Below are 20439 nucleotides of genomic sequence, written 5' to 3'. Positions count from 1 at the left end.
GATAGCCCCTTGTGATGAGGCGGGTGGGTAGCATTCCAGCCGAATCACCGAAAGCGACGGCAGGCGGTCGTGCGGCGCACCCCGCGGATGCCCTCCGGGCTTCTACCGTGGACCTGCCGGGCGACGCCGCCGCTGACGCGGGCGTCCCGCCTTGCCCATCGCATACGCAGGGTTAGCCGTCGGTTCGACGCGATGGGCCCGAGGTCGGCGCTGCCTGACAGGTATCATCGAAGGTCCGATGGTCCCGACCTCGGCCATCCCGCTGATGGCGGGACCATCGCGAGCGTCGCACGTTAGACGAAGGTGCCGCCCTGACGGTGCCGAATGAAGAGGAATGACTCGAATGCAGTCGGACACTCCGCGTCCAGGTGACGATCCTCTTCCGCCTATCGGCGACCCGGCTCCCGAGCCTCAGACGCCCGAGATCGATCCACCCGTCGAACCACCGGCTCCCCAGCCCCCCGGGCCCATCGACGGACGGTGAAGGCAGGCGTTGTTCGACCGGCAGCGGCACAGCCGAGTTAGACTCGATACTGTGGCAGGTCCCTATGAACCGCATTGAAATCGGTCGCAGGGTCGCTGCGACCCTGGCTTCAGAGAGCTAGGATCGTCCTGGTCGCGTGACCGATTTTTCCATGTCGGGACGATCCCGGTATTGCGATTGGTATCAGGGACGTTCCGCTCACGAAATCGCAAGGCAGGCCCTAGTCCGGGACGAGCCTTGCGATCGGTTCGAGTCCAGAGTGTAGCGTGTTAGCGCACCTGCTGCGGCATCAACGAACGAGCCTGCTGGACGGCATCGCGGCAGGACTGATCACCCTTGGCGTTGAGGTCGGTTGCGCGCTGCAAGGCCGTCTTTGCCTGCGAGATCTTGTCCTCGGGGGACAGGCTCGCCGAGGCGGAGGCCTCGCCGCCCTTGGACGCCTCGACGGCGGCAGTCGGCTTGTTCTCCGACTGTGCCCTGACATCGGCCGGCGAAGTGGCGATCCGCCCACTCACGACCGAGTCGGCCTGGCCGGTCCCGGTGGCGGCTGCGACGGGCCCCGAGACGCCGCCGACCGTGCCCGGCGATCCACCCGTCGCCTTGGATGCTCCGCCCTGCTGAGCGCGGTCCGTTTCGGCGTTCCCGACGGGCTTGGCCGTGGATGCCGTCGTGCCGGCGGCCTGGTCAGCCGAGCCGTCGTTCGGTCCTTTGCGCTGGCCGGTCTCGGGCTGCGAGACGGGCGCTCCCATGCCGACCTGCGTTCCGAGCTCCCGCTTGAGCTTGGCGATGTCATCTGTGCAGGGGCCGCCGTCCTGGGCGTAGGCAGCCGTGGTCATCAGGGCAACGGTGGAAAGGGCAGCGGCGCCGAAGATCTTCGTAAATCGTGACATTTGCGTCCTTTGATCAACCTGATCTTCAACGCAATCGCCCCTATCACGTTCAATTTGTCTGATCATATTTATGCGTATTTGGTTGGGCTTTAATGTAGTCCGTCAATGCAAAAACAAAACCAGTGCACCCGGATTGCTCCGTGTACACTGGTCCATGACTCTAGGTCGTCACGCCGGGTGGAGAGACCCAGGAATGCGTGGATCAGTACCCGTAGCCGTAGGCCGGATAGCCGTAGCCATAAGCCGGTGCGTAGCCGTAGGCGGGCGCGTAGCCATAGCCGCCATAGTACCCGACCGGACGGCCATACCCGTAACCACCGTAGCCGCCGTAGCTGTTCGCCACGATGGCGCCCGCCGCGAGGCCGGCAATGCCGAGGCCGATGGCAGCGCCTGGGCCAATGCCGCGGCGATAGCCGTAGCCGCGACCGTAGCCGCCGCCGTAACCACGGTACCCACCGTAACCACCGCGGAAGCCGACGCCGCGGTAGCCGCCGCCGTAGCCATAGCCGCCATGGCCGTAGCCACCGCCCCAGCCACGAGCCTCGGCGGGTGCCGATGCCAGCAGGCCGAGGCCGAGCAGCGCCGTGGATGCAAGTGCGAGCTTGCGCATTCGATAACTCCTGTTGTTCGGGATGTAGGCTAGAAACATCTTCGTCCGGTCGACCGTTCCAGCGTTTGACATGGTACAACACGTCACAGGGTCAGTAGCCGTTGCCCCCAAGATAGGCGTCGTAGCCTATAGCCGGCGCAAACCCGTTCGACGCCGTCGTCGGTCCTCCCCAGGTGTAGCTCTGACCGGTTCCATGAATCCTGGTCTGATCCTGACGGCGACCGGCATGAATGCGATTGCGGCTGGTTTTTTCTGAACTGGAACGGCTCGAACGCTTCTGCCCTGCACACACGGTCAGGATAGACGGCACGATACGCGTGGACGCCTCCGGCCTGAGCTGAGGGACCGGAAACATCCTCGCGACGATACCGGTCCTGCACCATCCCGTCAGCGCAAGGACCAAGGACCATCCCGTTCGAACCGGAGCTTTCCCTGGATGCCGCCGACCGAGGCCAAGCGTGACAGGACCCTCGAAGCCTGCAGCATCCTCATGAACTCGCCAGCATGCTGGTCGATTGAAGAACGACGATGACGAGCATGACGACGGCCGCGGCGGCGACGACATAGGTCACGGTCTTGGTGAATTTGGTCATGGTCCGATTCTCCTCAACCGCGTTTTTCGGCCTGAACGGCATCGATGGCGTCCTCGGCCGGCAGCACGAAGACCTGGCCGGGATAGATCAGGTCCGGGTCCCGGATCTGGTCCTGGTTGGCGTCGTAGATCGCCGTGTACCGGTCGCCTTCGCCATAGGTCCGCCGGCTGATCGCCCAGAGGCTGTCGCCGCGCTCGATCCGGGCGGTCCTCACCTCCGGGACGAAGACCGCGCCAGGGACGGCCTCGGGCAGGAGCCGATCGCGCACGGCATCCGATGATGGCGTGGTCGTCGGTATCGTCGTGGATTCCGAATCCTGCGGTCCGTCAAAGGCGCCCGCATTCCCGCCCTGCAGACCGAGCGCCGCCGGTGGAGATGCGTTCGACGCCACCTTCCCGCCGAGTGATGCCTCTGGTGATGCCGCAACCGGTCGGCCCGTCCCCGAAATCCGGGCCTCATCCGGAACCGAGAAAGGCACCTCCCCGCGACTGCGGACCTTTCCCGATGCGGCATCGACCTGATCGAGCCGGACCTTGTAATCCCCCGGCTTGACGCCTCGGCCTATGGTGAAGGTGACGGTTCCGTCGCGACCGACCGTGGCGGGGGCGATCAGGGTGTCGTTGAGGTAGAGTCGCACGGTCGCACCGGCGGGAGCCTGGCCGCTGACGTACAGCCGCCCGCCCTCCTGCGCGTCGACGCTGACGACCTTGGTGGGGGCCTCCGCCGATCCCGTCACGACCGCCCGCTCCGGTGGCGGGGCCTGAGGCGCCTCCGCAAAGCCGGACCCGGCCGCGGTGGATGCGGCGCGATCCGATACCGCCTCGTGGGCATCGCCATCGTTCCCCGTACGGCCGGACCGGCCCCGGTCGTCAGCGGCACCGATCCCCGGGAGGACCTCACCGGAGCCTCGCCGGGTCGGGGTTGCGGTGTCCGCCGTCGTCCGTCGAGTGGACGCAGCATCGGGAACCGAGCGGATCGCCGTCTGTGACGAGCCTGGTTGCGACAGCACCACGGTCGCTTTGTCGGGTGAGGTCAGGGCGACCAACGGCTTGGTATCGTGCGATGGCGCGACCGCCACCGCGACGCTATCCCGCGATTGGCGGACAATGCCCTTCCCATCGGTCACCCGAAGGCCGACCTCGCTGTTCCCGGCCGCAAGCGCCGGGGGAACGATGGCGAACTGACCGTTCGCATCCGCGACCACCTTGGCCGTCGGTTTGCCGTCGACCAGGAGTTCGACGGTGCCGTTTGGCGTCGTTCGCCCGGCGACGACGAGTTCCCCGTTCGGCTCGACGCGCACGGTATCGAACGTCGGCGTACGTGGGTCCCATGTTCCGGAAACCGTCGCTGAGCCTTGAGCGACCGATTCACCCGGAGCGACTACTTCCGAACTTTTTCCTCGGCCGGTGTCGACATCCCGCTGCGACAGGGCCGCCACCGCTCGCCCGCCCCCGCCGTCCGACGACGGGTGCGGCGCCTCGAACCGCCAGAGGGCACCGTTACCGTCGACCAAGGCGAGGATCAGCCCAGTCCCGAACAGGAGGGCAAGGAGCACGATGGCGGCCCCGCGACGTCGTGCCGGAGGCAGAGGCGGACTGGAAGGGACCGGAACGAGCGTCGTCACGCCGTTTCGGGGACTGCCCCGTCTCCGGAACAGGGCGGCGAGCAACCCCAAGACGACAAGAAGGAGGGTAGGGAACACCCGGAGGAAGGCGCGGCTCAGGCGGGTCAGCATAGCGTTCTCGTTTCCCATGCCGCCGTGACGATCGTCCGGGGCCCCCGGTCATCGGGTCTTCGATCCATCAGGGCCGGTGCCCGGCGATCATGCCCGGACCGGACTGCCCCCAGACCGGCAAGCCCGGGCGCCCGCCCGCATCGTTCCGTGGGTCAGTCGTCGGCCTCGCCGGACGTTTCCGCACGGGACCGTTCGTAGGCGGCGATGGCCTGCGAGCACCCCTGCGACAGATTTGGGCGATTGCGCTTGAAGCAGGCCTTCACCTCCGGCCCGCCCGGCTTCATGCCGGCGCATAGGCGAAGGTAATCGCCTCCGCAATTCGCCCGCATGGCCTCCATCTCGGGACCCTCCTGCGCCTCGGATGGCCGGGAAACGACCAGGGCCCCTGCGAGAGCGAGGGACGTCAGGGTGAGGATACGAATGTTCATCATGCGATCTTTGCGTGCGGTGGGACCTGGATGGACGACCCACGCGAGCGGTTGCCCACATGGGTCACCGTTGTCTCAGCGAGCCGGCTGGCTCGGTGCAGCGGCGGGCGGGTTGGCGAGTTGTTGACGGACCTCGGCGAGCTTCGCCTGGGCCGTGCTCAGGTCCTGCCGGGCCGAGGCCAGCCGCTCGTCGATGGCGGCCGCTTCCTTGTTGCGGGTGGCCAGGGTCTCGGTCAGCGTGGCCAGCTCGCCCTGCGCGTCGGTCTGACGCTTGCGCAGCGCATCGAGCGCGGCGGTCGCGGTATCGCGGTCGGCAGAGAGCTTCTGCAGCGCCTGCTCGGCTTGGCCGCGCTCAGAGACAACGCGGTCGCGCTGGGCCTGGGTCTCGGCGAGTTCCTTGCGGACGGTCGTCAGGGCATCACGTGCCTGTTGGGCGTCGCGGGTTGCCTGTTCGATCTCGGAGTTCAGCTTGTCCTTGTTGGCGGTCAAGGCGGCGACCGCCTGATCCGTATCCGTGCGCTGCTTCGTAGCCTGATCGGTCGCGGTCCGGGCGTCGGCCAGTTCCTTCTGGGCGGCGGCGGCGGCCTCGCGGGCGTTCTGCTGGCGCTCCTCCGCCTTGGCGAGGTCGGCGGTCTTGGCCGTCGCCTCCTGGGTCATGGTCGCGAGATCGGCGCGGAGCTTCGCTTCCTGCACCCGGGCGTCCTCAAGGCGACGTCCGACCTCGGCAAGGTCCTGGGTCCGGTCGACGGCGGCCTTCTCCGCGGTGGTGATGGCCTCGCGCAGCGGGGTCAGCTTACCCTCGGCCTGGGTGACCTGGGACTGAAGCTCGGTGAGCTTCTGGGTCTCGGCCTCGGCCGTCTTCTTCGCCTCGGTCGCCTTGGTCTCGGCCGCCTGCTGCTCCTTGGTCAGGGTCGCGGCGCGGGACTTCGCTTCCTCGGCGGCCTGGCTTGCCTGCTTGTCCTGCTGCTGTGCGGTGGCGATCTTGGCCTGGAGCGAAGTCAGGGTGCCGGCGGTCGAGATCTGCCGGTCGAGGTCGGTCCGGAGCGCCGTCTGCTGGGTCTGCAGGTCCTCGATGCGATGATCGCGCGCGCTGCGCTGACGCCCGGCGGCGATGGAGGCGACGATGAGCCAGACCAGCAGGACCGCGGCCACGACCGCGAGGCTGAAGGGCAGAGGTCTGCGAAGTTCTGAACGGTAGTCGATGGCCATGGGGGTCTCGCGATGTCTGGTGGTGGTGAATCGAACCCCGGCGCAGCGTCGCCCGGCGGCTTGAGTTGCCGGCGCCTGAAGGCGCCGGCCGTGTCGTGGGATCAGGCCGGCCGGCGGCCGTCGGTGGCGTAGCGGTCGATGGCCGAGGGCAGCTCGCGCGAGAGGCGGGACAGGAGTGCACCACGGCTCAGGCCGGTCTGCTGGGTCAGGTGGTCGAGGGTGTCCGGGCCGATGGCGCGTTCGAGGTCGGCCTCGGGGATGTCGCGGTTGGCGCCCTGGTTGACCCAGGAGTTCGCCGTCTCGCCGTGGCCGCCCTTGGTGAAGTGGTCGACGAGTTCGCTCAGGCCGCTGGCGATCAGCCCGCCGACGCCGGCCGTGCCGAGGCCACCCAGCAGGCTGCCGAGGTTGCCGATGCCGCCGGTCGAGCCTGTGTTGGACACCGTGTTCGGGATCGGCGGGACGGCGCCGTGATTGGGGCTCAGGGAAGGTGTCGACGGGGTGTCGTGACCTTTGAGGAGCTCGGCGAGCTTGTCGCGGTTCTGGTAACCGGCCACGGCTAGAAGGCCCAGCAGCGCGGTCATTGAGGGGTAGCCCTTGCTCATCGTATTCCCTTTCTCGTGTTGAACATGGTGCCGAATGGGGTCATCCGGGGTCTCGCGGTCAGCCCGTCGCGTCGGACGCGGAGGCTCCCGTCGATGTCATGCGCCCGGCCAAGTCGGGCTCGTCGCCCGATGGTTGTCCGGCGACGATGGTTCGCTTGACCGTGGAACGGGCCGCGTCGATGGCGATGGCAGCCGCCGACAGGGTCCTGGCCTCGGTCGGGCGTTCGAGCGCGTGCTTGGCGATGTCGCCGGCGAGGTCGTCGATCTCCCGGGCGAGCGCTTCGAGGCGTCCCGCGTCGGCGCCGTCCTGCGCCTCGCGGCGGATCTCCAGCAGCCGGTCGGTGGCCTCCTCTATGCGCTCGCGCCGGATGCGCGACAGGCGCTGTCCCACCCACGCCACCGCCGAGCCGATGCCGCCTCCGAGGAACGCGACGAGGTAGATCCAGGTCTCGTAGCGCTCGACGAAGCCCTGCTGCTCGCGCTCGAAGTAGTCGACGGCACCGGGATGGATCGGTAGCCGCGCGCTCGTTGCGGCCGCGGTGCTGTCGTAACTCGGCGCCTGCATGTAGTCCGCCGCCGGGGTCACGTTCGCCATGCCGCTGCGCAACTCGAACAGGTGCTGGGTCACGTCGGCCGCCACCGGGCGGGACAGGTTCGCCCGCGCCATCAGCCGATAGGAGGCACCTACGGTGGCCACGTCCTCCGCCGGCACCTTGGGGCTGCCGCCGAAGGTCTCTGCCGGCATGCTCACCGCCTGGAGACGCGGCAGCCGGGCGACGATGGCGTCGGCGTTCGCGACCGCCACGAAGGCCACTTTTCGATTCTTGCTCGCACCCTGCACGATGCCGATGATGCGTTGGGCGGCTAGCGATGTTGGCGAGATCACGGAAATGACCGCGTCGACGCGCTTCTTCGCGAAGGCTGCTGCCAGGTCGGCCTCGGGCATCTCGACCAGGGCGACGTGACGGGGTGGCAATGGTCCCTCGGGGTCCTTGTCGAGGAGGGTTAGGCCGTAATGCTCAACCATCGCCTTGATCAGGGCCTGATCGGCGTCGCGGTGGGCGAGGATGGCCAGGCGCTTGCGGTCGAGGTCCGGGAAGCTCGTCAGCCCGGACGCCTCGGGGGATGCGATGATCATCGCCTGGTCGCGCAGGATAGCGAGGGTCAGGCCGTTGTCGGGCAGGTCGACGTCCGGACGCACGACGGCGAGGTCGGCCCGTCCGTCCTGCAGCGCCGCTGCGCTGTCGCGTACGTCATCGAAAGGCAAAATCTTGAGGCGGATCTCTTTGTGACGCTTGGCCAGGGCGTCTGCGTAGGCCTGGATCACGGCCGGCTCGGTCCCGTCGCTAGGCGCCACGGCGATGGTCAGCACCGTGGCGCGGGACACCCAGTAGGCCGCCGCCGCCCCGAGCCCGAGCAGCACCGCGAGGATGAGAAACACGAACTCGCGGCGGAGGGCCAGGGACGTCATGGTCAACCGGACTTAGAAAACGGTCGGCTTGATGCCGGCCCGTTCCATGCGCTGCTCGGTCTCGCCCTCAAGCGCCTGCAGGCCCTGCCGCTGGGGCATCTGCATAACGGGATCAAGGGCACGGATCTTATTGTAGATGAGAGCCGCGGCGACGCTGCCGAGCAGGGGCGCAACGATGAACAGCCAGAGTTGGCTGATCGCCGCCCAACCCGCGAACAGGGCCGGTCCGATGCTGCGAGCCGGGTTCACCGAGGTGTTCGTTACCGGGATCGAGACGAGGTGGATCACTACGAGCACGATGCCGATGGCGACGCCCGCGAAACCAACCGGGGCCTTGAGGTCGGTGGAGCCCAGGATGGTCAGGATCAGGAGACCCGTCAGGATGAACTCGGCCATGAAGGCCGCCACGAGATTGTAATGCCCGGGAGAGCGCAGGTCGTAGCCGTTCGAGGCGAAACCGGTCGCGATGGCGTCGAAACCGGGACGTCCCGTGGCAATCAGGTAGAGGACGAGCGATGCCGCGATGGCGCCGAGTATCTGGGCGACCACGTAGGCCGGCAGACGGGCTGCATCGAACTTTCCGCTGATCGTCAGGCCGACCGTCACGGCCGGGTTCAGGTGGCAGCCGGAAATTGGTCCAAGGGTGTAGACCATTGCCACGAGCACGAAGCCGAACGACAGGGCCACCCCGGCGAAGCCGATGTGGTCTCCGGCCAGGACCGCGCTACCGCAGCCGCAGAAGACAAGGACGAAGGTGCCGATGAACTCGGCGAGATACGGATGCATGGGTGGTGACCCTTCGGATCGAGGTCGGGGATGTCTGCAGAGTGTCGGCAACACGAGACATCCGCGGATCCGCGAGGCGTCCGGGAGCTATGCCGTCATGGAACCGAGCCCGCCGCCATGGCGGGACCGGTGCTCCGTTGGATCATGGGCAAGAATGGCGGTCGCCGTCGTTGCCGAGGTAGGTCCCGCTCGACGCGTCGTAGGACCGGAAGCGACGGGCGCAGGCTGCGACGGCTTCCGGGCCCGGACCGCCCTGCACGACCGCCGGCGCGGCCTGCGCCTGCGAGTTGGCGATGGCGCCGCCGATGATGGCGCCCGCCGCGAGGCCGGCCACGCCCGCGCCGACCGCCGCGCCGACGCCGGGCCCGCGGCGATACCCGTAGCCGCGACGGTAGCCATAGCCCCGCCCGTATCCGCGTCCACCGCGCCAGCCGTGACGGTGACCGAAGCGCCGGTACTGCACGTAATCGGTCGGCAGGTCTCCGCGGACGAGCGCTTCGATAGGCGCTGCGGAGGCCGGTGCGGCATGGGCCGGCAGGCCGACGAGGGTGGCTGCAACGGTGGCGGCGAGGGCAAGGGTCAGCTTCATCGTGGATAGGTTTCCTGAGTCGGTTTCGGACGGCAGGGGAAGGTCAGTAGCCCCGGCGGTTCGGCGGGGTACCGGAGCGTCCGGAAAAGCGGCGACTGACGTAGGCGATGACCTTCGGGAGGAGGAAGGCTGTGAGTAGCTTGCGGATCATGGTGTGATCTCCGGTGTGATGGGTCAGCGCTTGGAGCGGGACAGCCAGCCCACCGCAAAAGCGACGGCGGCGAGGCTGAGCAGGGTCGAGGTGCGGTTGTCGTCGGCGTAGCGGGCGGCCTGGCGGCCATAGGTCGTGCCGCGCTTACGGGCATGACGGGCGAAGTCGCGACCGTCCGCAATTAGGTTTCCCGCGCGGTCGCGCGCCTCGTCGACGAGGTGACGCCCGTCCTCGATCAGGTTGCCCGCGCGATCCCGGACCTCGTGGGCGATGTCGCGCCCGTCGTCGATGAGATCCTCGGCGCGGTCACGGGCGCGGCCGTAGGCGTACTGAGCCCCACCGGCCACCTGGTTGACGGCACCGCGGACCTGGCGAGCCGGATTGCCGGTCAGGCCGCCGACGGCGGTCTGCGCGCGACCCTTGAGGTGGCGGGACGCGCCGCGGAACTGGTCACCGTTCATGGGATACTCCTGGGTTCGAATGATGGGGCGCAGGAACCCAACCGGGTCACCCACCGCCCTTATGGGATCAGCGCTCGCCGGTGACCTTGTCGACCAGCGACGACACGCCGTCCTTGGCTTCGCCGACGGTGCGCTGAGCCTCGCCCTTGAGTTCCTGCGCCTTGCCCTCGACGACGAGACCGTCGTTGCCAGTGACCTTGCCGGTGGCCTGCTTGACGTTGCCAGCGGCCTCGTTGGCGAGGCCCTTCAGCTTGTCGGTGGTGCTGCTCACGGGATGATTCTTTCGGTTCGAGGGGCGGGATGTCGGACATTGAGGACCGGCCGGTCGCGAGGACCGGCCGGGGACGGGCTCAGACGCGGCGAGTGTCGTAGGCGTCGGCGAGGGTGTGGAGCTTCGGAGCGCCGAGGCGGCCACCGAAGAAGCCCGCGAGCGCGCCGAGGATCAGGGCGAGCGCACCGTAGAACGCACCCTGGGTGGCGGCGGACTTGGCGACGACGGCCGCCTGCTCGGCCTTCACCTTGGCGGTGGCGACGGTCTCTTCGTACTGCTTCTTGTAGTCCTGGATCTGCGTCTTGGCCTGGTCGACCGGGATGCCCTGGGCCTTGGCAAGGGCGTCGGCGGCGCGGTTCTCGGCCTGGGCCTTCTGAGCCGGGTCACCCGTGAACAGGGCGCGGATCGCGGCGACGGCGGCGTCCTTGGCGGCCTGCGGGTCCTGGCCGGCGGCCTGGTTGCGGACCGACTGCTCGATGCCGTCGAAGGGGTTCGAGATCTTCGACAGCGACGGGGCCGCGGCCTGGGCTGCCGTCTGCACGGTGCCGCCGACGAGCGAGCCGGCGCCGCCGAGCGTGCTGGTAACCCCGGAGAAGGCGCCACCGATGAGACCGCCGGCCGCCGAGGTCAGCAGGTATAGCACAACCAGGGTGGTGACCGCCCAGGAGACGAGGCCGTGCAGGCCAGCCGCGCCGGTGATGGGCTTGCCCGAGAGGCGACCGGCGATGAAGCCACCCGCCAGAGCTGCGACGATGCCGGAGCCCACGAACCAGATGCCGGCGCTGAGCGACAGGGTCGAGGCGGCCGGATTGTCGGCGGCGTTCGCTCCGACGCTGGACAGGCCGACGCCGACGCCGACCATATTCAGGATGACCTGGGTCACCAGCGCCGTCGTGGCACCTGCGAAGATGGCGCCCCAGGAAACCTGGTTCAGCAGGACGGTGCGGGTATCGGCAGAGGCCGCGGTATTCTGGGTCGCGAGGATGGGGGAAGTGGACACGTTACTTGTACTCCGGGTCGTCGGTCGTCCGAGAAATTCGGTCGTTCGAGGGTTCAGTGGGTGGGGTGGAACGTCAGGGTCCGACCGCGCAGTCCCGGCGCGGTCGGACCAAGATCAGGGGTTGCGGGTCAGTCACGGCCGTGGATGAGCAGGCCGAGGCCGTAGCCGAGGAGGCCGGCAACGAGCAGAGCGGCGATGGGGTGCTCCGCGATCTGGCTGGTAACCTCTCGACCACCCTCACGCAGGTACCGGCCGCCGTTCTCATAGGCGTCATCGGCCCGGTCGTAGGCCTCGCGCCCGGCGCTGCGGACGGAGCGCTCACCGCGGTCGTAGGTGTCGCTTGCTGCACCCTGGGCGCGACGTGCGCGGTCCTCGACGTCGTCGGACCCAATCAGGTTGCCGACCGTATCGCGGACCTTGCCGCCGATGTCGCGGGCGGTGTCGGCGACGTGCTCGGCGGCGTTGCGCACGGTGTCCTTGGCCTGGCCGTAAAGGTTCTCGGCGGCGCCCTGCGCCTCGCGGGCACGGCCCTCGACCGAGTCGCGCTTCGACCCGGTGAGGTCACCTACCGTGCCCTGAACCTTGCCGCCGAGTTCCTTGGCGGCGCCGGTGATGCGATCCGTGTCAACCATGTCGTTGTTCCCGTGTTCGGAGATGATGATGTTCGTGAGGTGCGACGCGAAACCTTAACTACGGCTTAGAGGATTGCTTCGGTTTCGCGTCGGACTTCGGTAATTTCTGCTGAGATTTGCCCTCGGCCTCGACTTTGGGATCGCCGACCAACTTGCCGATGGCCTCCTTGATCGAGCCCTTGAGCTTGTCGGAGGTGTCGGTCGTCTTCTGCGCGGTCACGGGATGCTCCAAAGCCTGGGCGATTGACATACACATCAAGTGGCCCGCCATTTCCAGCAGGCAATGATGCAGATGTACCAGCTGAGGGGTTTTTATTTTTCAGGTTGAGACAGCGGAAACCTGTTATCCCGGCCCCAGACGATGGCCTCGGAGCGCTTGTGCACGTCGAGCTTCCGATAGAGCGACGCCGAGTGGTTGCGCACCGTGTTCTTCGACAGGTTCAGCCGTTTGGCGATGGCGTCGTCCCCGAGCCCCCGGCAGATCAGGTCCAGGATCTGACGCTCGCGCACCGAGACGTTCGGGACAATGCCGTCCTTATGGTCGGCACCGGGCCGACGCAGGTTGGCGAGCTTCTCGATGAGGCCGCGACTGAACCAGGAGGTGTCGGCCATCACCGCCTCGACGGCCTCGAACAGCTCGCGCTCCGTGCGCTTGCGCTCGGTGATGTCCTGCAGGACCAGGAGGGCGAAGGTCTCGGCGCCGATCTCCACCCGCTCGGCGGAGACCAGGCAATCGAAGTTGGTGCCGTCCTCGTGCTTGAGGCAGACCTCCAGCCCGAGGACGTAACCGGTACGGGCCACCGCCGACTCGAACTTGATGCGGGCGGCCTCGTGGACCCAGAGTCCGAGATCCGCCGGCGAGCGTCCGGACACCTTGTCCGCGCCATAGCCGAACACCCGGGTGAAGGCCTCGTTGACCCCGGTGATGGCGAAGCCGTCGGCGCGGGCCAACAGGGTCGGAACGGGGGTAAGTCGGAACGCCTTGGCAAAGCGCTCCTCGCTCTGGCGGAGGGCCTTTTCCGCCTTCCGCCTCAGGTCCAGGTCGGCGAAGGTGAACAGCATGCACGGCTCGTCGCCGAGCTCCATCGGCTGGCCGGCGACGATGACGTAGCGCGATCCGCCATCGGGGAGGTCGAGGCAGGCCTCCATCTGCGGGATGGTGCCACCGCTGTTCAGGCGCGAGATCGCGAGGTCGCGGCTACGGGCGCCGGCCAGCACGTCGACCTCGTAGACGCTGCGCCCGATCACGGCGTCGCGGGTGTAGCCGGTCATCTCCAGGAAGCCGAGGTTGACCTTGACGTGGCGCAGGTCCGAGAGCCGGCAGATCACCGCCGGGGCCGGATTGGCGTTGAAGGTGGTCTCGAAGCGCTCCTCGGCCTCGAACTGCTCCGAGACGTCCTTGAGGATGAGGGCGAGACAGCTCGGATTGCCCTCCCGGTCGGTGGCGACGAGGCTGCGCAGGGAATGGACGAAGTCGACCTCCGGCCGGTCGGTGCGCTTCACGTCGACGATGACATCGTGAAAGCGTTCGCCGGAGACGACCCGCTCCATCGGATAGTGGTTCGGGGTGTGGTTGTTGCGGTAGCGCAGGGCGAACCGCTCGCGATAGGCGTCCACCGTTTCGCCGAGTTCGCCGACGGTCTCCGCCCCGTGCATCGCGAGGGCGGCCGCGTTGGCGTAGGCGATGGTCTGGTCGGGCTCGACCAGGATCACGCCCTCGCTGAGGCCGGCGATGATCTGCCGAAGCTCATGCCTGTCGACGCCTACCGTCACCTTCGACCGCCTTCCCTGTTGCTTGAATCAAGCACGGCCGTAACAGATGGTTAGGGAGGACGGTTCCGGTGAAAACCGGCAGTTGGCTGGTATATCTCGATCATTGACGTGAACGTGAACGATCAGCCACAACCGGCTACGTATTTCCTACCGTAGAGGGCGGGCATATCCGGTCGTCGACCGGAAGAAGGTTGAATCTCCTCACATGTACTTAAGCATGATCTCCGACGAACCTTCGCCTGGCGAGGGACTGCCCCGTCATGTCCAAGACCTGATCGGACGGCAACTGGATGGGCTCATTCCCAGAATGGATACGGTCGACGCTGATACGCGCCTCGGCCGGGCCCTGCTTCGACTTCGGGCCGCCCTGCTCGACGCGGAGGCCGAGCGCCAGGTCACGAAGGCGTTCGGCGACGAACTCATTGCCCTGGTGCCACGCTTGCGCCGCTTTGCCCGCATGCGCACCGGGAATGCCGCGGAGGCCGACGACATGGTTCAGGCGACCCTGATGCGGGCCTGGGAGCGCCGGTCCCAGTTCCAGGACGGCACCAACCTCGTCGCGTGGCTATTCACGATCCTGCGCAATACGCACCTGAACCAGCGCAAGCGCCTGCGACGCGAGGTCGAGGACGTCGACGGGGCATTCGCAGGTGCGCTGTCCTCTGCTCCGGACCAGGAGCACCGCGTGGCCCTGTTCGAGTTGCAGGCCGCCCTGAACGACCTTCCCGAGGAGCAGCGCGAGACCCTGCTTCTGGTGACGGTGGACGGGCTCAAACACGAGGAGGTGGCCGCCGTCCTCGGCTGCCAGGTCGGCACCGTGAAGAGCCGGGTGAGCCGGGCGCGGGAACGCCTCGCCATGGCCCTGGGCCTGTCATGACGGCGCAGAGACCCACCGACCCGACCGAGGAGGGCGCCCTCACGTTCGATCTCGCCCTCCTCGCCGCCCGGGTTCGCGCCGTCCGGGACAGCCATCTGCGGGAACGCGCCCCGGACCAGCGCCTGGCGTTCCGGAAGGCCGTCGCGCTCGGCTATGGCGGCCTCTTCCAGGATCTGGCCGGATGTCCGATGCCGGTTCCGGCCGTGATGTCTCCCTGAAAGGTCGATTGCCTTTGTGCGCGACGACGATAACGCGTCGCGCCCGGTGTTTTACCACGTCGTCAGCCATCGAATTGATGCATCTGCATTATTGAGCGGTCTCCGGTCGAGCATATCTGATGGTCATCGCCGAACGCCTCGATGCCACCGGCGAGCGAAACCCGAGTTATGCCGGACCCCATGAGTCCCCCCGATCAGGTCCGGCATGGCCGCAGGGCCGGGCGTCGTGCCGCTCCGGGCGCACGTCCGGCCCGTAGGCCATCCATCACGAATGGCTATGGAGGATTCCACGATGGCCAATCCCAGCATGCCCGACCCCATTCCCGGGGGCGACATCCCCGCGGAGATGCCGCCGTGGCCGTTCCCCGGCGAGCGACCGCTGGGGCCGGACGAGCCGTCCGCCCCCTACGAGGACGCGCCGATCGACGAGCCGGTGGAGCCAGGCGTCGGCCCCGATCACCTGCCGGGGGCGCCCACGGACCCGGGGATACGCGCCTGAGCATGGTCGTGCAGGCCTACGAGACGCAGGCCATCCAGGAAGCCATCGAGTGCGGCATGGCACGTTCGGAGCTCATGCTGATCCTGGACGGCCTATGCGTGACGGATCTCGTCTCGCCCCATGCCGGCGAGCCGCCGGCGGACTATGCCGCCCGGGCCACGGGCGAACTCATGGTCCGCTACCTTGCCCATAACGAAGACGACACCGTGCCGCCCCCGACGGGCGGGCTGTGAAGAGGAGCCGATGCCACCCCACTGGAAAATCTCCGCGCTGACCCTGGCCATCGCATGCGCCACGCCCGTCCCGGTCGTCGCCCAGGGCAAATTCGACGGGCGATGGTCCGTCTCCGCGACGGTCGACGATGGCGGCTGCTCCGGACCGTATCGGTACCCCATCGTCATCCGTGGCGGCATCGTCGACGACGCGAGCGGCAGCGAGGCCGACGCCTCCGGACGCGTCGGCAAAAACGGACGCCTCGTTGGCTCCATCAAAAGCGGACTGGCCCGCATCGCCGTCGAGGGGCGACTCAGGTCATCCGACGGCTCGGGACGATGGGACCTCGCTGGTCCGATCTCCTGCAGCGGCCGCTGGACAGCGAGCAAGTCAGGGTAATGTGGGCCAACACGCTCGCCGCGACGGACGGACAGGCCATAAAAACCTCATCTGGGCCGAGGGTCATGGGCTACCTGTTCCTCGGCGCCTACGGCTGATTTCTCGTTTCGATATGCGTCGGAGGGGCAATCGGAATACTCGCAACGAGGATGCAAATCATGTCCGACCTGCTCTCTAGCATTGCAGCGGGGGGCTCGCCGACAATCCATCTCCACCGTGAGATGAAGTCGCGAAGAGGCATGCGAGCGAGCGCGTTTGATCGTTCGGCATTTGGGGTGGCTGGCATTGGTATCTCTTATTCGGCCCCTATTACGTCCCCAGCCCGAGCTAAATTTCATGCTTTCAAGCCCATAGTAAATCAAATTTTACCGTGTTTCATAGCTCGAAAGCGCTTTATATTTTCGCAATTTAACCCTCTAATAACTGACCGATATCATGCTACTTACTAACCAAGTTGCGTGCCGGCTCAACGTGAGATGGACGATTCTCACCGCCGGCCCGTGATCGGATCGGGCGGCGGGGCAGCCGTGATCGAGAGGTCACGGTCCATGCTTCAGGGGCCTCACGCTATGATCTGAATGCCGATCCCGATTTTTTGATCTGTGGGCAGGATTAGACGTCTTCTGCCGGCCAGACCAAAGATACATCTCTGCTGCATACAGCCCCGCGCTGCGGGGAGTAGTTCGGAGGTCACCATGCGGATTGCAGCCATCGGGACGCTCGCCGTCCTTTCCATTGCAATGGCCGGTCAGGCCGAAGCTAAGGGGTGCATCAAGGGCGCCATCGTCGGCGGGATTGCAGGTCACTACGCTGGGCACGGGGTCGTCGGTGCCGTCGGTGGCTGTGTTGCCGGTCGCGCCCTGGCAAAGCGCAACGCGCAGCAGGCACAGCAGCCGGTCCCCCACCAGGGGCATTAGATCAGGGCTTATGGGCGGTAGCATGTCGACTACCGCCCTTAAGCATCATTCAGCAACAACAGCCTTGCGCTGTCGTCATGTACGCTTTGGCTTTGCAACCACCAGCGTCTCAGCAACTTTCTCCTTAGCTTCAGCAGCCCTGGCTTGCGGCAACAAGCCACTTCAGCTCTTCACCCTCAGCCGAAGTTGCCGGATGGCCAACGAATGGCCGCTTATGGGGAGCGCTCATGGCAATCCAGGCGTCCGGGTTGGGTGGAGAACTGTCTGGCCGCTTTCGGGTACAGGATGTACCGAAGCGGACGGTGTCACCTGTTGTACGCTCAGGAAAGGAAGAACGAGGCCTTATCGTCTCCTGCATGGGGGCGTTTCAACAGCCTGTACAAATCGCTGCGCGGATGGCGCGGCTCAGACGCATGTCGGCCGTCGCTAAGTGCAGCGAGGTACCAAGGCGCTGATCCACGGGCGCGCCCAGCGGCTTGGTGGTTCCATTGGCAGCCACGTGTCGGAGCAGGGTCGTTGCCGTGGGAAGGAAGGTGCCCGCCGATGGAACGGCCGCCTCCGGTGTGCGGGCCACGGCGAAGGGCGCTGAGCTCGTCAGGGTGAGCGCGACGACGACGGGGCGAAGGATGGTGAGCATGGCGGGTCTCCAAGTACCGATACTTGGAGTTCGTGGCCCACGACGATGCGGAACCTGATCGACGGCCGGTTCGTGTGATCCCGTACCGACATCATGCCCGCCCTGAGAGGGTAAGGGCGGTGGCGTGCCGGCGAAACATCGCGTTCTCCACGGTTCCACCGCGTTCCGGCGTCAGGCGTTCCCCGACACGATGCCCGAGATCCGAATGCCGAGCCTCTCGGGACCACGCAGGGAGGCTCCGGGCCTGTAGGGCGGCGGGTCGGCCATGAGTCGGGGGGCGACGAGGCGGCGGCAGAGGGCGACCAGGGCGATCTCGGCCTCGATCCGCGCGAGCGGGGCGCCCATGCAGTAGTGCAATCCGCCGCCGAAGCCGAAATGCTGGTTGTCCTCCCGATCCGGGTCGAAACGGTCCGGATCCCTGAAGCGGGCCGGGTCGCGATTCGCGGCGGCGAAGAGCAGGATGACCGGCGTGCCCTTCGGAATGGTTCTGCCTGCGATCTCGATGGTCCCGAGAGCCTTGCGGGTGCGGAAATGCACGGGCGGCTCGTAGCGGAGCAACTCCTCGACCACGCGCGGCGCCCGCTCCGGATCGGCGCGCAGGCGCTCCAACTCTTGCGGATGGCGCAGCAGGGTCAGCATGCCGTTGGTGATGAGGTTCACCGTGGTCTCGTGGCCCGCCACCAGCAGCAGGATCGCCGTCGAGATCAGGTCGAAATCGCCCATCACGGCCTTCCCGTCGGGCCCCGGTGCGGCCAGGGCGCTGAGCATGTCGGCGGTGGGGCGTCGGCGCTTGGCGCGGATCAGGGCGCGCATGTAGCCGGAGATCGCATCGAAGGCCGCCACCGTCCGGTGCCGGCTGGCCTCGTCGTGGCGGGCATCGGGCTCGAGGGCGGTGGCGAGTTGCGTCGCCCAGGCCTGAAACTGCGGCTCGTCCGCCTCCGGCACGCCGAGCATGTCGCAGATCACCGAGACCGGGAGCGGATAGGACAGGTCCTCCACGAGGCAGACCTCGTCGCGCCCCCGGCAGACGTCGATGAGGGCGTCCACGTCCCGCACGACGCGCTGCCGCAGCGCCTGCACCCGCGCCGCCGAGAATTCGCGCATCACGACGTGGCGCAGGGTGTCGTGATCGGGCGGGTCGCGGAAGATCAGGGGGCGGTGGGCCGTGGCGATCCGGTCCTTGATCGGGTTGAGGAGCCAGTCTTTGAGCGGGTTGCCCGTGCGCGGGCGGTGGGAGGGCGGCAGATCCTCGGAGCTGAGGCGGGGATCGAAGATCAGGCTGCGGATCGCCGCGTGGCCGCTCACCACGATGCTGCCGTCGCGCTGGCGCGAGACCGGGTTCTCGCGAAGTCGCGCGTAGATCGGATAGGGATCGGCCCGGTTGGCGGGGTCCAGGACCTCGGAAAACAGCGTGTCCTCAGCCATGACGGGCCTCGATGCGCGTGGACGTGGCACGGGGCGGCGGGAAGCCCGGTGATTGGGAGAGGAACCCGCCCTGGTCGGTCGCCTCACGGATCGGCGGAAATGCCTGTCCGGCCGCGATCGCCTCGGCGTAGGCGGGGAGCCAGCGGGCCTGATCGAACGACACCGCCGCGATGCTGCGTCCGGCGCGGCCATAGACGGCGAGGAAGCGCCGTGACGCCCGCGAGCCCTGCACGATCGCAACCGCGTCGGCGCCCTCGCTCAGGCCGACGGCCTTGAGGTTGATCCCGAACTGGCTCGACCAGAAGGCCGGCAGGTGGTGGTAGGGCTGCTGGTCCTCGGCCGGCGCCAGCATGTTGCGTGCGGCGTGCGCGGCCTGCGCGACGGCGTTGCCCCAATGCTCCACCGACATCAGCCGGCCGCCGTAGAGGGGGTTCGGCCAGCGCGCGACGTCCCCGGCGGCGGAGATGTCCGGACACGGCGTCCCATCGGCGCCGAGCACCCGGCAGGCGCTGTCGCAGGTCACGCCGCCGGCATCGGCCATCAGGCCTGCCCCCGAGAGCCAGTCCGTGGCGCGCGTGGCGCCAAGCGCCACGATGACGAGGTCGGCCTCGACCGCGCGCCCATCCGCCAGATGGGCGCGAACGACCCGGCCCGAGGCGTCGCCCGCGAAGCGAAGCACCTGTGCGCCGGCTTGAAAGGTCACGCCGGCATCCCGCAGGCAATCGGCGATGACGCCGCCGACCCAGGTGCCGAGCGAACGGGCGAGCGGCGTCGGATTGGGGTCGACCAAGGTGACGGGCAGTCCGAGATCGCGGCAGCAGGAGGCCGCCTCGCAGCCGATCAGGCCGGCGCCGACGATGAGGACGCGCCGGGGCCCTTCGGACAATGCGCGTCGCAGGCGGGCGGCGTCGTCCCGGCCGCGCAGGGTGAAGATCCCGGCGAGCCCACCGCCCGAAGCGGCGGGCCAGGGGCGCGCCTGCGCGCCGGTGGCGACGAGCAAGCGCTCGTAGGCGAGCCCCGTCCCGTCCGCGAGGGCGATCGAGCGCGCAACCCGGTCGAGGGCGACCGCCGCATGGCCCAGACGCCAGTGGGCATCGAGGGCGACGAGTTCCGGCAGCGCGGTGGCATCCGGCGCCAATTCGCCCGACAGGACGTGCTTCGACAGGGGCGGCCGGTCGTAGGGGCGATACGGTTCGTCGCCCACGATCGTGAGCCGGCCGGCATAGCCGTTGCGGCGCAGGGCCTCCGCGCCCCGGAGGCCGGCGAGCGACGCGCCGACGACGACGATGCCGGCCGTCTCCCCAGTGCTCACGATGCGTCTCCGAATTCGACCTGAAGGCTGATGGCGCGGACGGGGCAGGCCTGGACGGCCCGCTCGATCTCTCCCCGCCTCGCGCGGGGCGGAGCCGGATCGTAGAACAGGATCTCGTGGCCTCGGACCTCGAAGGCACCGGGCGCCGCGTAGCAGCACTGCGCGTAGCCCTGGCACCGGTTGAGGTCGACCACGACGCGAAGCGGCGCGGCTTCTCCTGGGGAGGACTCGGTGGGGTCGGTCATGGCGATACCTCG

At 67.7% G+C, this 20439-nt stretch carries 25 protein-coding genes; 6 read left to right on the top strand and 19 right to left on the bottom strand.

Going from position 1 to position 20439, the window contains the following annotated elements:
* Nucleotides 1-753: 753 nt before the first annotated feature.
* The 15 genes from ASF28_RS13650 to ASF28_RS13580 form a co-directional block, all read right to left on the bottom strand.
* Nucleotides 754-1440 (bottom strand): hypothetical protein, encoded by a 687-nt coding sequence (locus ASF28_RS13650; protein ID WP_244475012.1) that lies wholly within the window; start codon nucleotides 1438-1440, stop codon nucleotides 754-756.
* 136 nt (nucleotides 1441-1576) lie between these two features.
* Complete coding sequence (locus ASF28_RS13645; RefSeq protein ID WP_056093336.1) at nucleotides 1577-1984, bottom strand: hypothetical protein; 408 nt, start codon at nucleotides 1982-1984, stop codon at nucleotides 1577-1579.
* Between the two features lie 606 nt (nucleotides 1985-2590).
* A complete protein-coding gene (locus ASF28_RS13640; protein WP_082476558.1) occupies nucleotides 2591-4312 on the bottom strand; it encodes a LysM peptidoglycan-binding domain-containing protein in 1722 nt (573 codons plus the stop codon).
* Between the two features lie 152 nt (nucleotides 4313-4464).
* Nucleotides 4465-4743: a hypothetical protein gene (locus tag ASF28_RS13635; RefSeq protein WP_244475011.1), complete on the bottom strand. Its 279-nt coding sequence runs from the start codon at nucleotides 4741-4743 to the stop codon at nucleotides 4465-4467.
* 72 nt (nucleotides 4744-4815) lie between these two features.
* Entirely contained in the window at nucleotides 4816-5949 is a 1134-nt protein-coding gene (locus tag ASF28_RS13630) for a hypothetical protein (protein ID WP_056093328.1), read from the bottom strand.
* Nucleotides 5950-6050: 101 nt separating this feature from the next.
* The gene (locus tag ASF28_RS13625) at nucleotides 6051-6551 is read right to left on the bottom strand and encodes a YidB family protein (RefSeq protein ID WP_056093325.1); all 501 of its coding nucleotides are present in this window, start codon (nucleotides 6549-6551) and stop codon (nucleotides 6051-6053) included.
* 58 nt (nucleotides 6552-6609) lie between these two features.
* Nucleotides 6610-8022 carry a TAXI family TRAP transporter solute-binding subunit gene (locus ASF28_RS13620; protein WP_056094211.1) on the bottom strand — a complete coding sequence of 471 codons (1413 nt, stop codon included), beginning with the start codon at nucleotides 8020-8022 and terminating at the stop codon, nucleotides 6610-6612.
* Between the two features lie 12 nt (nucleotides 8023-8034).
* The gene (gene aqpZ, locus ASF28_RS13615; protein ID WP_082476557.1) at nucleotides 8035-8808 is read right to left on the bottom strand and encodes an aquaporin Z; all 774 of its coding nucleotides are present in this window, start codon (nucleotides 8806-8808) and stop codon (nucleotides 8035-8037) included.
* Between the two features lie 142 nt (nucleotides 8809-8950).
* A complete protein-coding gene (locus ASF28_RS13610; protein WP_056093319.1) occupies nucleotides 8951-9397 on the bottom strand; it encodes a BA14K family protein in 447 nt (148 codons plus the stop codon).
* Between the two features lie 174 nt (nucleotides 9398-9571).
* The gene (locus ASF28_RS13605; RefSeq protein WP_056093317.1) at nucleotides 9572-10009 is read right to left on the bottom strand and encodes a CsbD family protein; all 438 of its coding nucleotides are present in this window, start codon (nucleotides 10007-10009) and stop codon (nucleotides 9572-9574) included.
* Between the two features lie 67 nt (nucleotides 10010-10076).
* The gene (locus ASF28_RS13600; protein ID WP_056093314.1) at nucleotides 10077-10280 is read right to left on the bottom strand and encodes a CsbD family protein; all 204 of its coding nucleotides are present in this window, start codon (nucleotides 10278-10280) and stop codon (nucleotides 10077-10079) included.
* 79 nt (nucleotides 10281-10359) lie between these two features.
* Nucleotides 10360-11280 (bottom strand): hypothetical protein, encoded by a 921-nt coding sequence (locus tag ASF28_RS13595; protein WP_056093311.1) that lies wholly within the window; start codon nucleotides 11278-11280, stop codon nucleotides 10360-10362.
* A 128-nt stretch (nucleotides 11281-11408) separates the two neighbouring features.
* Nucleotides 11409-11912, bottom strand: coding sequence for a CsbD family protein (locus ASF28_RS13590; RefSeq protein WP_056093309.1), 504 nt, complete (start codon nucleotides 11910-11912; stop codon nucleotides 11409-11411).
* Between the two features lie 58 nt (nucleotides 11913-11970).
* On the bottom strand, nucleotides 11971-12132 hold the full coding sequence (locus ASF28_RS13585; protein ID WP_244475010.1) for a CsbD family protein: 162 nt from the start codon (nucleotides 12130-12132) through the stop codon (nucleotides 11971-11973).
* 92 nt (nucleotides 12133-12224) lie between these two features.
* On the bottom strand, nucleotides 12225-13685 hold the full coding sequence (locus ASF28_RS13580) for a helix-turn-helix transcriptional regulator (protein ID WP_056093302.1): 1461 nt from the start codon (nucleotides 13683-13685) through the stop codon (nucleotides 12225-12227).
* A gap of 205 nt (nucleotides 13686-13890) precedes the next feature.
* On the opposite strand from ASF28_RS13580, the gene ASF28_RS13575 reads away from it, so the two are divergent.
* The 6 genes from ASF28_RS13575 (at nucleotide 13891) to ASF28_RS21855 (ending at nucleotide 16808) form a co-directional block, all read left to right on the top strand.
* A complete protein-coding gene (locus ASF28_RS13575; RefSeq protein WP_443189737.1) occupies nucleotides 13891-14562 on the top strand; it encodes a sigma-70 family RNA polymerase sigma factor in 672 nt (223 codons plus the stop codon).
* Nucleotides 14559-14780, top strand: coding sequence for a hypothetical protein (locus tag ASF28_RS13570; protein ID WP_056093299.1), 222 nt, complete (start codon nucleotides 14559-14561; stop codon nucleotides 14778-14780). The genes ASF28_RS13575 and ASF28_RS13570 overlap by 4 nt, the downstream gene beginning before the upstream one ends.
* A gap of 292 nt (nucleotides 14781-15072) precedes the next feature.
* Nucleotides 15073-15279, top strand: a complete 207-nt coding sequence (locus tag ASF28_RS13565; protein WP_056094206.1) for a hypothetical protein — start codon at nucleotides 15073-15075, stop codon at nucleotides 15277-15279.
* Nucleotides 15280-15281: 2 nt separating this feature from the next.
* Nucleotides 15282-15512: a hypothetical protein gene (locus ASF28_RS13560; RefSeq protein ID WP_056093296.1), complete on the top strand. Its 231-nt coding sequence runs from the start codon at nucleotides 15282-15284 to the stop codon at nucleotides 15510-15512.
* A gap of 10 nt (nucleotides 15513-15522) precedes the next feature.
* Nucleotides 15523-15891 (top strand): hypothetical protein, encoded by a 369-nt coding sequence (locus ASF28_RS13555; RefSeq protein WP_056093293.1) that lies wholly within the window; start codon nucleotides 15523-15525, stop codon nucleotides 15889-15891.
* A 695-nt stretch (nucleotides 15892-16586) separates the two neighbouring features.
* Nucleotides 16587-16808: a hypothetical protein gene (locus ASF28_RS21855; RefSeq protein ID WP_082476555.1), complete on the top strand. Its 222-nt coding sequence runs from the start codon at nucleotides 16587-16589 to the stop codon at nucleotides 16806-16808.
* 367 nt (nucleotides 16809-17175) lie between these two features.
* Here ASF28_RS21855 and ASF28_RS13550 read toward each other — a convergent pair whose 3' ends face one another.
* The 4 genes from ASF28_RS13550 to ASF28_RS13535 all read right to left on the bottom strand — a co-directional run bounded on the left by ASF28_RS13550 (nucleotide 17176) and on the right by ASF28_RS13535 (nucleotide 20427).
* Nucleotides 17176-17445 carry a hypothetical protein gene (locus ASF28_RS13550; RefSeq protein ID WP_056093290.1) on the bottom strand — a complete coding sequence of 90 codons (270 nt, stop codon included), beginning with the start codon at nucleotides 17443-17445 and terminating at the stop codon, nucleotides 17176-17178.
* A 171-nt stretch (nucleotides 17446-17616) separates the two neighbouring features.
* The gene (locus ASF28_RS13545) at nucleotides 17617-18870 is read right to left on the bottom strand and encodes a cytochrome P450 (protein WP_056093286.1); all 1254 of its coding nucleotides are present in this window, start codon (nucleotides 18868-18870) and stop codon (nucleotides 17617-17619) included.
* Nucleotides 18863-20182: an NAD(P)/FAD-dependent oxidoreductase gene (locus ASF28_RS13540; protein WP_056093283.1), complete on the bottom strand. Its 1320-nt coding sequence runs from the start codon at nucleotides 20180-20182 to the stop codon at nucleotides 18863-18865. Before ASF28_RS13540 ends, ASF28_RS13545 begins: the two co-directional genes overlap by 8 nt.
* Nucleotides 20179-20427: a ferredoxin gene (locus tag ASF28_RS13535; protein WP_056093280.1), complete on the bottom strand. Its 249-nt coding sequence runs from the start codon at nucleotides 20425-20427 to the stop codon at nucleotides 20179-20181. Before ASF28_RS13535 ends, ASF28_RS13540 begins: the two co-directional genes overlap by 4 nt.
* Nucleotides 20428-20439: the final 12 nt, after the last annotated feature.

Source organism: Methylobacterium sp. Leaf99 (assembly GCF_001422375.1).
Classification (GTDB): Bacteria; Pseudomonadota; Alphaproteobacteria; order Rhizobiales; family Beijerinckiaceae; genus Methylobacterium.
This window is presented reverse-complemented; position numbering and strand designations above follow the sequence as displayed.